Source organism: Leclercia sp. LSNIH8 (assembly GCF_002920195.1).
In the GTDB taxonomy this organism is placed as follows: Bacteria; Pseudomonadota; Gammaproteobacteria; order Enterobacterales; family Enterobacteriaceae; genus Enterobacter.
Genome location: NZ_PQJY01000021.1, coordinates 1 through 14283, shown reverse-complemented (window position 1 = coordinate 14283; position 14283 = coordinate 1). Strand labels below are relative to the sequence as shown.

Annotated in this window: 9 protein-coding genes and 7 pseudogenes; 6 read left to right on the top strand and 10 right to left on the bottom strand. The window is 58.7% G+C overall.

From position 1 onward, the window contains the following. Positions 1 to 75 (top strand): annotated as a pseudogene (locus tag C3406_RS25420) (IS6 family transposase); the annotation flags it as partial. Positions 76 to 128: 53 nt separating this feature from the next. Here the strand turns inward: C3406_RS25420 and C3406_RS25415 are convergent. From C3406_RS25415 to ltnD, 4 genes and pseudogenes are all read right to left on the bottom strand, one after another. Then, positions 129 to 782: pseudogene (locus C3406_RS25415) on the bottom strand (TIM barrel protein); the annotation flags it as partial. A 4-nt stretch (positions 783 to 786) separates the two neighbouring features. Next, on the bottom strand, positions 787 to 1407 hold the full coding sequence (gene otnC, locus C3406_RS25410) for a 3-oxo-tetronate 4-phosphate decarboxylase (RefSeq protein ID WP_002210516.1): 621 nt from the start codon (positions 1405 to 1407) through the stop codon (positions 787 to 789). Beyond that, on the bottom strand, positions 1400 to 2665 hold the full coding sequence (gene otnK, locus C3406_RS25405; protein WP_011117368.1) for a 3-oxo-tetronate kinase: 1266 nt from the start codon (positions 2663 to 2665) through the stop codon (positions 1400 to 1402). The genes otnC and otnK overlap by 8 nt, the downstream gene beginning before the upstream one ends. An 11-nt stretch (positions 2666 to 2676) precedes the next feature. After that, on the bottom strand, positions 2677 to 3579 hold the full coding sequence (gene ltnD / locus C3406_RS25400; RefSeq protein WP_002210514.1) for an L-threonate dehydrogenase: 903 nt from the start codon (positions 3577 to 3579) through the stop codon (positions 2677 to 2679). 260 nt (positions 3580 to 3839) lie between these two features. On the opposite strand from ltnD, the gene C3406_RS25395 reads away from it, so the two are divergent. Further along, positions 3840 to 4601 carry a DeoR/GlpR family DNA-binding transcription regulator gene (locus C3406_RS25395; RefSeq protein WP_002210513.1) on the top strand — a complete coding sequence of 254 codons (762 nt, stop codon included), beginning with the start codon at positions 3840 to 3842 and terminating at the stop codon, positions 4599 to 4601. Positions 4602 to 4621: 20 nt separating this feature from the next. On the opposite strand, the gene C3406_RS25390 is transcribed toward C3406_RS25395, so the two are convergent. Beyond that, the gene (locus C3406_RS25390) at positions 4622 to 5482 is read right to left on the bottom strand and encodes an extended-spectrum class A beta-lactamase SHV-5 (RefSeq protein ID WP_011117369.1); all 861 of its coding nucleotides are present in this window, start codon (positions 5480 to 5482) and stop codon (positions 4622 to 4624) included. A 297-nt stretch (positions 5483 to 5779) separates the two neighbouring features. Between C3406_RS25390 and C3406_RS25385 the strand changes: the two genes are divergently transcribed. Continuing rightward, a complete protein-coding gene (locus C3406_RS25385) occupies positions 5780 to 6040 on the top strand; it encodes a hypothetical protein (protein WP_001620096.1) in 261 nt (86 codons plus the stop codon). An 86-nt stretch (positions 6041 to 6126) separates the two neighbouring features. Next, positions 6127 to 7215, top strand: coding sequence for an AAA family ATPase (locus C3406_RS25380; RefSeq protein WP_001620097.1), 1089 nt, complete (start codon positions 6127 to 6129; stop codon positions 7213 to 7215). Between the two features lie 30 nt (positions 7216 to 7245). Here the strand turns inward: C3406_RS25380 and C3406_RS25375 are convergent. Further along, positions 7246 to 8133 (bottom strand): annotated as a pseudogene (locus C3406_RS25375) (oligosaccharide MFS transporter); the annotation flags it as partial. A gap of 54 nt (positions 8134 to 8187) precedes the next feature. On the opposite strand from C3406_RS25375, the pseudogene C3406_RS25370 reads away from it, so the two are divergent. Beyond that, positions 8188 to 8748 (top strand): annotated as a pseudogene (locus C3406_RS25370) (IS6-like element IS26 family transposase); the annotation flags it as partial. 19 nt (positions 8749 to 8767) lie between these two features. On the opposite strand, the pseudogene C3406_RS25365 reads toward C3406_RS25370, so the two are convergent. Continuing rightward, positions 8768 to 10879 (bottom strand): annotated as a pseudogene (locus C3406_RS25365) (Tn3-like element Tn3 family transposase); the annotation flags it as partial. Between the two features lie 354 nt (positions 10880 to 11233). On the opposite strand from C3406_RS25365, the gene C3406_RS25360 reads away from it, so the two are divergent. Beyond that, on the top strand, positions 11234 to 12553 hold the full coding sequence (locus tag C3406_RS25360; protein ID WP_004152397.1) for an IS1182-like element ISKpn6 family transposase: 1320 nt from the start codon (positions 11234 to 11236) through the stop codon (positions 12551 to 12553). Between the two features lie 249 nt (positions 12554 to 12802). Here C3406_RS25360 and C3406_RS25355 read toward each other — a convergent pair whose 3' ends face one another. From C3406_RS25355 to C3406_RS25340, 3 genes and pseudogenes are all read right to left on the bottom strand, one after another. Further along, positions 12803 to 13684 carry a carbapenem-hydrolyzing class A beta-lactamase KPC-2 gene (locus C3406_RS25355; RefSeq protein WP_004199234.1) on the bottom strand — a complete coding sequence of 294 codons (882 nt, stop codon included), beginning with the start codon at positions 13682 to 13684 and terminating at the stop codon, positions 12803 to 12805. Between the two features lie 386 nt (positions 13685 to 14070). Further along, positions 14071 to 14169, bottom strand: a pseudogene (locus C3406_RS25345) (AAA family ATPase); the annotation flags it as partial. Between the two features lie 39 nt (positions 14170 to 14208). Then, positions 14209 to 14283: pseudogene (locus C3406_RS25340) on the bottom strand (IS6 family transposase); the annotation flags it as partial.

Genomic DNA, 14283 nt, shown 5'->3' with positions numbered 1-14283 from the left:
GGCCAGGCCTCAGCATTTTATTATGGTGATCCCCTGGGCGAAATGCGCCTGGTAAGCAGAGTTTTTGAAATGTAAGGCCTTTGAATAAGACAAAAGGCTGCCTCATCGCTAACTTTGCAACAGTGCCTTTCGCCCTCATCCGGTTCATGACGGTCGGGCAGGGAGGCAATCTGAATATGGCGATACTGGCCGGCATATTCGGTAATAAGATGGCTTAAATTGCCGTCCACCTTCTGCGCGTGAAACAGATCTAACTGCACCGCCAGGTTCGGCCTGTCGACCCGTTTCACCATCGCCAGCGTCTGATATTGACTGTGGTAGAGATAGCCCGGTTTGGTCTGCGGATTCAGCGCTTCGATGAGTATCCGCTTGTCGTGGCGGGCAAAGCACTCCGCCGCGTAGCGCAGATTATCGATAAGCACGGCCTCGCAGGCTGCGCGATCCGCTCCCGGCGGCACCACGCCGGCCATGATATGCACCTGCGGGCAACCGAGCTGGCAGGCATACTCCAGCGCCAGCTCAATATCGCGTCGGGCCTCCGCGCTTCTCCCGGGGATGGCGGCGAGCCCCCATTCTCCGGCGTTGACGTCGCCGGGTGGGGTATTGAACAGCACCAGCTGCAGCTGGTTCTCCTGCAGGCGCTGTCTGATTTCCCCGGCGGCATACTCATAGGGAAACAGAAACTCAACGGCTTCAAATCCCGCCCGGGCAGCGGCGGCAAAGCGTTCCAGGAACGGCAGTTCGGTAAACAGCATGGATAAATTTGCAGCGAATTTTGGCATGGTTTTATCTCAGTTCTTTTACTTCGTCAGCGGTCAGGTAGCGGATCTCGCGGTTGCCGAGGGTAAATATCAGCCGTGCGGTCTCTTCCAGTTCCTCGGTATTGTTGGTGGCTTCGCGCAGCGATGAGCCAGTAACCACCGGTCCGTGGTTGGCCAGTAAAAAGGCGTTATAGCGGGGCGCCAGCCCGGCCAGCGCCTGGGCAATACGGTCATCGCCCGGCCGGTAGTAGGGAACCACCGGGACGTCGCCGACGCGCATCACCACATAGGGGGTAAAGGGGCGGATACAGTTGTGCGGATCGAGCCCCTGCAGGCAGGAGAGCGCGGTCAGATAGTGGCTGTGCAAGTGGACGATCGCCTTGCAGGCCGGGTTGTGCAAATAGACTGCCCGGTGAAAAGTGACCTCTTTCGACGGTTTGTCGCCGGAGATCCATTCTCCTTGCAGCGTCACCACCGACAACCGCTGAGCCTGCAGTTCGCCGAGGCAGGCGCCGGTCGGCGTCGCCAGCAGGTTGCCGTCCGGCAGCAGCAGCGACAGATTGCCAGCGGAGCCGGTGGCATAGCCGCGGCTAAATAACGAGGCGCCAATCTGCACCATTTCCTCTCGCAGTTGTTGCTCAGTCATGACGAAACTCCTGCTGGGCACGGGCAAAGAACTGGATATCGCCGAAGTTACCTGACTTCAGCGCCAGGGAGAGCGGCTGGCGGGTGTCACGCACCCAGGGCACGCCAGGGGAGATGGTCGGCCCAATATGGAACGCCTCAACCCCCAGGGTCTGCGCCACAATGCTCGACGTTTCCCCTCCGGCCACAATAAAGCGGGTAAATCCTTTCGCCTTCAGGGCGGCGGCAAGAGCGGCAAACAGCTGTTCCACCCGTTCGCTGCTGGCCTTGTCGCCATACTGCGCCTGGATCCGCTGCAGCGTTTGCGGCTCGGTGGTGGCATAGATCATCGGCGCCAGCGGCGCATCGCGCTGCGCGTCCACCCAGTCAGTCAGCGTCCTGACGTAGCTCTCCAGATCGGTAAAGCAGGCGCTTAAGTCGACGGCGCGGGCGGGGGCCTGTTGACGATAGGCCGCCACCTGGCTGTTGGTCATCACCGAGCAGGAGCCCGAGAGCACCACCGCCGGGCCGACCAGCGGCATGCCGGCCTGAGCGCTTTCACCCCGGGCGCCATGGCGCTGCGCCAAGTCGCGGGCGAGGCCGATGGCGAGGCCGGAACCGCCGGAGACCAGCTTCATCTCCCGCAGCGCCACGCCCTGGGTGAGCAGATCCTGTTCGCTGAGGGCGTCGAGCACCACATAGCGCACCGCCGGATCGTTGACTGCCGCCAGCGCGGCGGCGACCGCCTCCGGCCCCCGGTCGACAATCGGCCAGGCAATCAGCGCGGCTTTTCCGCGCCCCTGGCGCTCAATTAAGCGGCCCAGGTGCGCATCCTCCATCGGCGTCACCGGATGGTGGCGCATCCCGGACTCATTCAGCAGTTGCTCGCCGACGAACAGATATCCCTGATAGACCGTGCGGCCGTTAACCGGCAGCGCCGGGGAAATCACCGTCCGCGTCTCACCCAGCTCGGCCAGCAGGGCATCCAGCACCGGGCCAATGTTGCCCTGCGCGGTGCTGTCGAAAGTGGAACAGTACTTGAAATAAAACTGCTGACAGCCCTGGGCCTGCAGCCAGCGCAGGGCCGCCAGCGACTGGCTGACGGCCATTTCCGCCGGGCAGGAGCGAGTTTTCAGGCTGATGACCACCGCCTCGCTGGTCAGCGGAAGATCGCGGGTCGGCACGCCATTCAGTTGCACCGTCGGCATGCCGTTGCGCACGAGGAAGCTGGCAATATCCGTGGCGCCGGTGAAGTCATCGGCAATGACACCAAGCTGCATGTTGTCTCTCCTCACTGTTTATGGCCCGGCAGGGTGATGCCGTTGAAAATCTTGATCACCGCGCTGTCATCTTCCCGACCGAATCCGGCATTACTGGCGGAGGTGAACATATTCAGCGCGGTGGTAGCGAGCGGCAGCGGGAAGGTCAGCGCCCGGGCAGTGTCATTCACCAGCCCGAGATCTTTGACAAAAATATCGACAGCGGATTTTGGCGAGTAATCGCCATCCAGGACGTGCTGCATGCGATTCTCAAACATCCATGAATTACCCGCCGCGTGGGTGACCACGTCATACATCGTTTCGAGTGGGATCCCGGCGCGGGCGGCAAGCGCCATCGCTTCGGCGGCAACGGCGATGTGCACCCCGGCCAGCAGCTGATGGATAATTTTTACCGTCGAGCCAAGACCAATGTCGCTCCCTATGCGGTAGACTTTGCCGGCCACGGCGTCCAGCACCGGCGCGAGGCGGGCAAAGGCGGCATCGCTCCCGGAGGCCATCACCGTCATGTCGCCGGCGGCCGCTTTCACGGCGCCGCCCGATACCGGCGCGTCGAGCATCAATAGCTGGTACTCCGCCAGCGCCTCGGCAATGGCCTGAGCATCGGCGGAAGCGATGGTGGACGACACCATCACGACGGTGCCCGGCTTCAGATGGGCGGCGAGGCCGCTCTCGCCGAACAGGATCCCCCGCACCTGGGCGGCATTGACCACCAGCAGCACAACTGCATCCAGTTCCGCGGCGAACGGCACCGCGCTGGGGCCCGCGCCATTGGCGCCCGCCGCCAGCAGTGCGCGACAGTTGTCGGGATTGATGTCAACGCCCCAGGTGTTCAGGCCCGCCTGCAGGCAGGCGCGGGCGGCGCCCATGCCCATTGAACCCAGTCCAATCACGCAGACGTTAGTGTGTGCAGCCATGCTGGTCTCCTTGTGAACATTAGTTAATTAATGTGATTTAATGATAGAATAAAGCGTTATCATGTGAATTTATGTGAGAGTTATCACGAATAACCCACATGAATATAAAAAATTCACAGGCGGAAAGAGGCTGCACAACGGCGATTCTTGCCCTAAAATAGCCTAAAAACAGCGGCAAAGCGCGATAACAACACCGGGTGTCGCCAGGGCCGTAGCCTGGGTGGTGACGCCTGGTGTGAAAAAATGGTAAGGGGAGAGCGGTGATTCCAATAGAACGACATCAGCGTATTTTAGCCCTGGTGGAGCAGCGTGGGGCGGTAAGCATTAACGAGCTGACGGAGATCCTCGGCGTGTCCCATATGACCATCCGTCGGGACGTCAGTAAACTGGAGGAGCAGGGGCTGCTGGTCAGCGTCTCGGGCGGCGTGCGCGCCGTCAGCCGGCTGGCTGCGGAACCCAGTCATCTGGTGAAAAGCACGCTGCAGAGTGAGGAGAAACAGGCGATCGGCGCGCTGGCGGCGAGTCATATCGCTAAAAACAGTTGCATCTATCTGGATGCCGGGACTACCACCCTGGCGCTGGCGCGGGCGATCCTCGACCGGAACGATCTCCAGGTGGTCACCAATGATTTTGAGATAACCCAGCTGCTGATCGATGCCAGCCAGTGCGGCGTGATCCACACCGGCGGCACTCTGTGCCGGGAGAACCGCTCCTGCGTGGGCGAATCGGCGGCGCGTACGTTACGCCACCTGGCTATCGATACGGCCTTTATCTCCGCCAGCGGCTGGGACAGTCGCGGGATATTCACCCCTGATGAGAACAAGGTTACCGTCAAGGAGACCGTCAGCCAGGTCAGCGCGAGAAGCATCCTGCTGTGCGACAGTTCGAAATACAATCAGGTGGCCACGTTTATGGCGTTACCTTTGACCCGGTTCACCACCATCATTACCGACCGGCATCTTTCCGATGCCGCCGCCAGTCATATCGCCCGGCACGCCTGCGAGGTGCTGCGGGCCGGATAACGCGCGCGGCCACCGCCGGGTTAGCGTTGCCAGTGCTCGATCAGCGCCGCGCCGATCCCGGCGATTTGCTGATTTCGCTCGGCCATGCTCGCCGGGGTATCCCGCAGATAAATCACCACAATGCGCTCTGCTTTGTTATTCGGGCCAAGCAGGGCGACAATCCCGCGCGCACCCCGCTTGCTAGCTCCGGTCTTATCGGCGATAAACCAGCCCGCCGGCAGCACGGAGCGGATCAACGGTCCGGCGACCCGATCGTCCACCATCCACTGCAGCAGCTGCCGTTGCGAACGGGCGCTCAGACGCTGGCTGGTCAGCAGCTTGCGCAGGGTCGCGGCCATGCTGGCCGGGGTAGTGGTGTCGCGGGCGTCGCCGGGAAGCGCCTCATTCAGTTCCGTTTCCCAGCGGTCAAGGCGGGTGACGTTGTCGCCGATCTGGCGCAAAAAGGCAGTCAATCCTGCGGGGCCGCCGACGGTGGCCAGTAGCAGATTGGCGGCGCTGTTATCGCTCATGGTAATGGCGGCGGCGCAGAGTTCGCCGACCGTCATGCCGTCGGCAAGGTGTTTTTCGCTGACCGGCGAGTAGTCCACCAGATCCTGCTGGCGATAGTGGATCTTTCGCTCCAGCTGTTCGTCACCGGCATCCACCCGCGCCAGCACTGCGCCGCAGAGCACTACTTTAAAGGTGCTCATCATGGGAAAGCGTTCATCGGCGCGCCAGGCGGTCAGCGTGCGGCCGCTGGCCAGATCCATTTCTATCATGCCTACGCGGCCCGACAGCTGGCTTTCGCTTAGTTTAATTTGCTCAAGCGGCTGCGGGCTGGCGTGTACCGCCAGCGGCAGGGTGGCTAACAGGGAGATAATACACAGGCGAATATAACGCATAACCACAATACATCCTTGAGTGAGGGCCGATAAAGGCGAGTAAAGAAGCGACAAATAAGAATAACCCGGCGTTTTGCTGATTCACAATTCCTCTTTTTTCCTTCATCATTTTTCATCTTTTATTTCGAATAATCAATATCTAGCCCTGCCTAAGCACGCTATTTTTTGACTCAAGGCCGTGATGAACTATAAGAAAGTACTAAATACCGCACTCTGTCGGGCGTCGCTGTTTGCCGATCACCACGCCCGCCGGTCCCTGCGGTTCGCCAACGCTATATGCCATCCCGGGAGGAACTGGTGCACCCGATAATTAAGGTCATGCTGGTGGGCGGTAAGGCGGACGGGCTGTTGGTCAGCGTCGCCGATGACGCGACCGAAGTCTCGGTGACGCCTGCGCAGTACGGTGCGCTATCCGGGCAATCGTTGAGCTACCGAATTGTTAGCCAAACCATTGACGATGAACGCTATTTTTTTGGCGTTTTCAGCGACGCCCATCAGGATAGCGATAAGCTGACGCGGGTCGCCCTGACCCGTGGAATGAAAAAAATGTTCTGTTAAACCCTGCCCGAAAGGGGGCGTAAGAGGGTATGCCGGGCGCCGCTGTGCTACTGTGGCAGCCTTCTATTTCCAGGGCCGGACGCATAATGATTCAGTACATTCGTATTCAAAATTTTCGCTCAGTAAAGGATATCGCGCTGGAGCTCGGGCCGCTGAACATTGTCTTCGGCCCTAACGGCTGCGGTAAATCCAATATTTATAACGCCATCCACCTGCTGACCGCTGCCGCTGAGGGCAGGCTTTCGGGGTTTATCAGCGAAGAGGGCGGTCTGGAGAATATGATGTGGTCCGGGGAGCGTTCGCCCCTCGATCGTCACCCCCGCCGGCTGCAAATCGCCTGCCGGACCGACAGCTTCGATTATGAACTGCAGATAGGCTTCCCTGAAAAATTGCCCTATCCGACGCAATTCATGCTCGATCCTATCGTTAAAGAAGAGAATATCTGGCTGGCCGGCTACTCCCGCCGGCCTTCCTCCCGCGTACTGCAGCGCAAGAATCAGGCGGCGTTTCTCGTCGATGTCACCGGGGAGAAAAGTACTTTCACCGAGAGTATTTATGAAAATGAGTCGGTGTTCGGTCAGCTTGGCGAGCCGCACCGTTTTCCCGAAGTATCGCGAGTGCGGGAGACGCTGCGCCGTTGGCGGTTTTATCATGAATTCGCGATTGGCCGTCATTCGCCACTGCGTCAGCCGGCCGTGGGTTACCGTTCGCCAGTCCTCGACAGCGATGGCCAGAATCTCGCCGCCGCCTTTCAGACCATTGTCGAGATCGGCGCGGAGGAGATTTTGCATGAAATCCTTGCCGACGCCTTTCCCGGCTGCCAGTTTTATTGTGAAAACGAGCACTCGCGTTTCGCTCTGAAAATGCGTCGCGAAGGGATCCGCCGCCCGCTGCTGGCGGCGGAGATGTCCGACGGTACGCTGCGCTTTTTGTGCCTCGCCGTCGCGCTGCTCAGTCCGCGCCCGCCGGCGTTTCTGGCGATCAATGAACCGGAGAACAGCCTGCATCGCGACATGTTGCCCGCGCTGGCCCGGCTGATTATCGAGGCCTCGCGCTACAGCCAGATCTGGCTGACCAGCCACTCGGCGGAGCTGGCGGAGCTTATCGCCGCCGGGGCGCCTTGTCAGCGCTATGCGCTGGAGAATCGCGGCGGGGAGACGCGGATTGTCGAGTGAAGCCCGTCATCCCTGACGGGGGCGCTGGAGTCAGGCGGGGCTCTGCGTCTCTGCGGTCGGCAGCAGACGGTTGCCGCCGCGTAGGGTGACGAACGAGAGCAGGGTGAAGCTCAGGGTTATGCAGCCGAGGATCAGATAGGCCTGATGGAAGCCGACGGTGTCGTACATCCGGCCCACCCAGGCGGAAAGCACCACCCCGGACAGCTGTTTTGACAGATTAAAACCGATCAGGAACAGGGTGGCCGAGAGGCGCGGGTTAAAGGCGGAAGAGATATATTTAAAAGTTCCCACCAGCAGGAAGGGGATCTCAAACATATGCAGCATCTTGAGGATCACCACCTCGACTGCCGATGAGGCGAAGGACGACCCGAGAATACGCACCGACATGATCATCCCCGCGGTCAGCAGGGCGTTTTTGGCGCCGATGCGGTTAACGATGGCCGGCGCGCAGAACATGATCAGCGCGTTGAGCAACTCGCCGCCGGTGGTGACGAAGCCAAACACTTCGGTACCGCGCTGCGGACTGGCGAAAAAGCTTTTGAAAAAGTTGGCGAACTGCTGGTCAAACACGTCGTAGACGCTGGCGACACCCACCACATAGACGATAAAGCCCCAGAAGCGCGGCATACGCAGCAGCTCTGCCGCCGTACGCAGCGAAAAGGCCTGGCGATTGGCGCCCAGCGCCTCGATAACCTGGGCGCTGTTGCTGCTTTCCGGCCGCGACAGCCAGAGCAGCAGACCGAGCACCAGCGCAAAGCCGGAGGCGATCCAGAAGGTGATATTGGGATCGATGCCGAACAGCACGCCGGTTATCGAGGCGCATAGCGCCCAGCCGACGCAGCCTGCGACCCGCACTTTGCCATATTCAAAGCGGTTGGCCCGGCTGACGCGTTCGATATAAGCTTCCACGGCACTGTTGCAAATAGTCGGTGGTGATAAACTTATCATCCCCTTTTGCTGATGGAGCTGCACATGAACCCATTCAAAGGCCGGCATTTTCAGCGTGACATCATTCTGTGGGCCGTACGCTGGTACTGCAAATACGGCATCAGTTACCGTGAGCTGCAGGAGATGCTGGCTGAACGCGGAGTGAATGTCGATCACTCCACGATTTACCGCTGGGTTCAGCGTTATGCGCCTGAAATGGAAAAACGGCTGCGCTGGTACTGGCGTAACCCTTCCGATCTTTGCCCGTGGCACATGGATGAAACCTACGTGAAGGTCAATGGCCGCTGGGCGTATCTGTACCGGGCCGTCGACAGCCGGGGCCGCACTGTCGATTTTTATCTCTCCTCCCGTCGTAACAGCAAAGCTGCATACCGGTTTCTGGGTAAAATCCTCAACAACGTGAAGAAGTGGCAGATCCCGCGATTCATCAACACGGATAAAGCGCCCGCCTATGGTCGCGCGCTTGCTCTGCTCAAACGCGAAGGCCGGTGCCCGTCTGACGTTGAACACCGACAGATTAAGTACCGGAACAACGTGATTGAATGCGATCATGGCAAACTGAAACGGATAAGGGGTCTGACGCTCAGTGGAACGAAAACTCACGTTAAGCAACGTTTTCTGCCTCTGACGCCTCTTTTAATGGTCTCAGATGTCCTTTGGTCACCAGTTCTGCCAGCGTGAAGGAATAATGGCCGAGCATATTGATATGTCCGTGGCAAAGCGGGGAGAGGCGTGCGATATCTTCATCATTCAGTGTTTCACCCTGCGCCCGGAGATGATCCAGGGCTGCCTGCATATAAATAGTGTTCCATAACACGACGGCGTTAGTGACCAGCCCCAGTGTGCCCAGTTGATCTTCCTGACCGTCGGTATATCGTTTTCTTATCTCACCTTTTTGACCGTGACAGATGGCTCTGGCAACGGCATGGCGACTTTCTCCCCGATTAAGCTGGGTCAGAATGCGCCGGCGGTAATCTTCATCATCAATATAATTAAGCAGATACAGCGTTTTGTTGATGCGCCCCACTTCAATGATTGCCTGAGTCAGTCCGGAAGGACGTTCACTTTTCAGCAATGAACGGACCAGCACTGAAACCTGTACTTTGCCCAGCTTCAGGGAGCCAGCGGTCCGGATCATTTCGTCCCACTGAAGGACTATTTTTCGGGGATCTGATTGCCCTCTGGCAATATCATTCAGCACGCCATAGTCGGCATCATGGTCCATTCGCCAGAAAACCGAAGCACCGGCATCAGCCAGGCGTGGAGAAAACTGGTATCCCAGCAGCCAGAAAAGGCCAAAGACAAGTTCGCTGGCACCTGCTGTATCGGTCATAATTTCGGTTGGATTCAGCCCGGTCTCCTGTTCCAGAAGACCTTCCAGCACAAAGATAGAGTCCCTCAGCGTCCCCGGTATAACGATGCCATGAAAGCCGGAATACTGATCGGACACAAAGTTGTACCAGGTGATCCCTCTGTTATTACCAAAGTATTTGCGGTTCGGTCCGGCATTGATTGTTCTGACTGGCGTAACAAAGCGCATTCCATCTGCAGATGCCACTTCTCCTCCACCCCATATCTGTGCCAGTGGCAGCGTTGCCTGAAAATCAACCAGTCTGGCATTAGCGCTGGTGATAGTTTCAGCCCGCAGATAGTTCGCTTTTGTCCAGTTCAGCCGGTGTCGGGTCAGTGCAGGAACATTTGATCTGATCAGTGGTTCCAGACCGATATTGCAGGCTTCAGCCATCAGCACGGCGCTGATGCTGACGGGCAGATCATCAACTCTGGCACTGGCTTCACTAGCATGGAAAAACTCATCAGCAAATCCGGTATGGGCGTTAATTTCGAGCAGCAACTCCGTTAAATCCACCGGAGGGAGTAGATCACTGATCATTTTGCTCAGTCGTTTCAGACTGTCCGGCTCATCAAGACTGGCGAGGGGAGAAATTGTCAACCGGGGCTTCGGGCCAGAAACATCGAGTTCGACAGCCTCATTTTCGCAAAGACGTGCAGCAACCTGTCTGTAACGACTATCAAGCTGATGACCCAGAGATTTTATTGCTTCCTGCGGGTCTGTCGGGTGCCCCAAAGAACGATAAACCTTAATCCGGTTTGCCTGCCAGTCAGCACCCTGTAGTAATCTTGCACGAGGATCTCCCCACCGGTTACTGCCGGTAACGTAGACATCCCTCCGCCTCAGACTATCCTGCAGTTTACTGAGAAAGCAGAGCGTGTATCCCCTGCGGGTGATATGTTTTTCCTTGTTAATCACCAGCCGTTTCCATGACCGACTGATAATTTCCGTTGGTGCGTCGTCAAAAAACTGCCGCCGTGAGCTGAACTCCCGGCTGAGGTAGTCACAGGCATTCAGAGTGGTAACCCCGGCAGGTGCGGATGAAAATTTAACGGTATTCAGCAGATGGGGCAGGAAACGACGAACGCGCCCGTACTGCTCCACCATTTCTTCATGAAAATTATCGTCTGAGGGCCGGGCAATTTCACGGACAAGCGTGATGATTTCAGCCAGCTTTTGCCTTGGGATGTAGCTGAACACCTCAGCACGAATCGATTCGTCCGGTGTTTCTTCTTTCAGCAGGTACGAACATGCGCTGGCGAGCGCCAATGCAGATTTATCCAGATCCTTCAGCGAGCGGAGCCGTTTTTTCTGCCCAATCTTTCTGGCGTCACGGATGATAACGGCCAGCATGGCGTCCAGAACGGGGGGGTAAGCGGGAACCCCAGAAAATTCCGCCATTCCGCATTGTGGAATTTTTTGGGGGGGTGGTCCGCGGCATGACGACCCGCCAAAGGCTACCGCATCTATCTGAGGCGCTGTGGCGCGACGCTGAAACCCCGGGGAATTCCGCTACTCCAGTTCCAGGTCCGCAATAGTTCGTCCAGGTCGGGTGGCGTACGCCGGAAACGCCGATTTTTCCGCAACCGTTTCTGCGTTGTCGGCAAGGTGGTCTCAGAGAGCGCTCAAGAAGCGGTTTTTCTCGTATGTTTAGCTACGGTGGCCTAGGAGCCTGCGCGGCAGAAGCCAAATCGGCGGAAGATCGAGGACGATACGGGGATGGCTGCCAGTTACCTTCCTTACCGACCCGACCAATCCTATCTGCTGCCCCCTTCTCTGGGAGAGTGGCTACCTGAAGGGCATCTTGCCTACTTCATCAGCGAGACTGTCGATACGCTGGACTTGAGCGCATTCCACGCCCGGTATGCCGGCGGTGGTCCGGGCAATCAGCCGTTTCATCCGGCGATGATGGTCAAAGTGCTGATCTATGGTTACGCGAGCGGCGTCTTCTCTTCGCGCAAACTAGCCAGGAAGCTGTACGAGGATGTCGCGTTGCGTGTGCTGGCCGCTGGAAACTTCCCGGCCCACCGCACGCTGAGTGACTTCCGTGCCCTACACCTGACCGAGCTTGAGAATTTGTTCGTTCAGGTGGTGCAACTGGCGCGCGAATGTGGGCTGGTGAAGCTTGGCACGATCGCGGTCGACGGCACCAAGGTAAAAGCCAACGCCAGCCGCCACAAGGCGATGAGCTATAAGCGCATGAAGCCGGCCGAGGACGAATTGCATTGCGAGATCAAGGCGCTGCTTGATCGCGCCAAGGCTACCGACGACCAGGAGCGTAACGAGCCGGAGCTGGACATTCCTGCCGAGATTTCTCGCCGCGAGAAGCGCCTGGAGGCGATCCAGGCGGCAAAGGCGCGCCTGGAAGCGCGCCAGCGTGAAGCGGACCAGGCCCGGGGGCGCAGCGAAGACGATGGCCGCCGGCCTCGCCATCCGGATGGCTCGGACAAGGGCGGTGGCTCGTACAAACGCGAGTTTGGTGTGCCGGATGACCGTGATCAGGAAAGCTTCACCGATCCGGACAGCCGGATCATGAAACACGCCGGTGGTGGCTCCGAGCAGAGCTACAACGGGTACACAGCGGTCGATGCCGAGCACCAGATCATCGTGGCGGCGGAGTTGACCAACTGCGCCGCGGACAGTCAGGCGCTGCTGGGCATGCTGGCAGCAGTTCAGGCCAACACCGGAGAAATGCCGGCCCAGACGCTGGCGGATGCGGGATTCCGTAGTGAGGCTGTTCTGGCAAAGGTCGCCGATCACCACGGCGATGTCATCGTTGCCCTCGGCCGCGAGGGACGTGAAGATGCCAAGGTCAATGCCAAGACCCATCCGCATACGGCGGCGATTGCGGCGAAATTGAAAACGGAGCAAGGCGATGCAGCTTACCGCCGGCGCAAGTCGATCGTGGAGGCTCCGAATGGTTGGATCAAGGCGGTGATGGGATTGCGTCAGTTCAGCATGAGGGGCCTGGACAAGGTGCAAGCCGAGTGGAAGCTCGTCTGCATGGCGCTAAATCTGAGGCGAATGGCGTATCTGTGAGGGCGAAGGTTAAATGGGGCGGCTCAAATGCACCCCAGTCGTCATAACACGCCGCGCGCCGCAAGATTGGTATCCTTGGCGCCGACGCCTTGCCAATTGCAGAGAGCGCCGCCGCCATCGTCAGTGCTCTACAGAAAACCGGTCACACGGCTCTGCCGCGCAGACTCCTAGCCTAAATGTGACAGTGGTTGGTAATCCATGCCGCCCGCAAGGGCGGCGGTGGTGGGCCAATAGATGATTTTCAGAGCCTTACTGCCCGTTGACGCCCAATCCCTCGAGCGCGAGTCTAGCCGCAGCGGCGATGACGGCCTCGCTGTGCTTGTCATCCTTGTTAGGCGCCCGGGTGTAGACGGCCAACACAATAGGTGCGCGCCCAGTGGGCCAGACGACGGCATAGTCATTTGCCGTGCCATACACTCCGCAGGTTCCGGTTTTGTCTCCGACTGCCCAGTCTGCCGGCACCGCCGCGCGGATGCGGTGGTTGCCGGTCGTGTTTCCCTTTAGCCAATCAACAAACTGCTGCCGCTGCGGCGCAGCCAGTGCAGAGCCCAGTGTCAGTTTTTGTAAGCTTTCCGTCACGGCGCGCGGCGATGAGGTATCGCGCGCATCGCCTGGGATGGCGGAGTTCAGCTCCAGCTCCCAGCGGTCCAGACGGAACGTGGTATCGCCGATAGAGCGCATGAAGGCCGTCAGCCCGGCCGGGCCGCCCAACTCCTTCAGCAACAAATTGGCGGCGGCGTTATCACTGTATTGCACGGCGGCCGCGGACAGCTCCGCCACCGTCATGCCTGTTGTCAGATATTTTTCCGAGATGGGTGACCACGGAACCAGCGCATTTTTGCCGTAACGGATGGGTGTGTCCAGCAAGCCGGCCTGCTGCTGGCTGCGAGCCAGCACAGCGGCAGCAAGAAAGCCCTTGAATGAGCTGCACAGTGGGAAGCGCTCCTCAGCGCGGTAACTTACAGTTGCGCCTGAGCCGGTATCCATCGCGTACACACCGATGGAGCCGCCAAAGTCCTGTTCGAGTTTAGCGAATGGTTCCGCGACGAGGTTGGTCAGCGCGGTGGCAGAAAAGCCAGCCAGCGGCCATGAGAGACAAGACAGCAGAACTAGACGGCGATACAGTGACATCAACGATATTCCTTGTTTGAAGGTGGAGCTAGGTGTAGCGGCCGGATGTAATCAGGCCGCTACAGCTGGGATTATCACCGAGCGGCAAGCCGCTCCCTCTCCAGAGGCTGTAACGGCTGTAACTGCCCCGGATGGGCACACATCGGGTTGGTAAGTCCCTGGCACCACAACGTCCAGCGCTATTGAAAAACGAATCAGGTCGGCGTTCATGGGTCGGCCACCTCGCCTGACCTCGGCATCCACGTTACGGACGGCCTCAGGAAGTCCTGGCCAAGCCCCGACTATTGGGGCGCGAAGATAGCACCGAGGGTACGCCGGTGTCAACACCAACTGAAAACTGACCCACTTTACCCCTGAATCACCAAAGTAATACTGACCCACCTGGATCATTCGGGTTTGGAATTTTTCCTGACCACTCCCGCCTTCCTCTTGTCCTTCAAGCGGTAGCTTTCGCCGCTCAGGGTCAGGATATGGCACTGTTGCAAAGTTAGCGATGAGGCAGCCTTTTGTCTTATTCAAAGGCCTTACATTTCAAAAACTCTGCTTACCAGGCGCATTTCGCCCAGGGGATCACCATAATAAAATGCTGAGGCCTGGCC

Coding starts and splice junctions, on each gene's coding strand:
- otnC (WP_002210516.1), bottom strand. CDS start 1,407: ATGACTGAGCAACAACTGCGAGAGGAAATGGTGCAGATTGGCGCCTCG.
- otnK (WP_011117368.1), bottom strand. CDS start 2,665: ATGCAGCTTGGTGTCATTGCCGATGACTTCACCGGCGCCACGGATATT.
- ltnD (WP_002210514.1), bottom strand. CDS start 3,579: ATGGCTGCACACACTAACGTCTGCGTGATTGGACTGGGTTCAATGGGC.
- C3406_RS25390 (WP_011117369.1), bottom strand. CDS start 5,482: ATGCGTTATATTCGCCTGTGTATTATCTCCCTGTTAGCCACCCTGCCG.
- C3406_RS25380 (WP_001620097.1), top strand. CDS start 6,127: ATGATTCAGTACATTCGTATTCAAAATTTTCGCTCAGTAAAGGATATC.
- C3406_RS25360 (WP_004152397.1), top strand. CDS start 11,234: ATGGCTGCCAGTTACCTTCCTTACCGACCCGACCAATCCTATCTGCTG.
- C3406_RS25355 (WP_004199234.1), bottom strand. CDS start 13,684: ATGTCACTGTATCGCCGTCTAGTTCTGCTGTCTTGTCTCTCATGGCCG.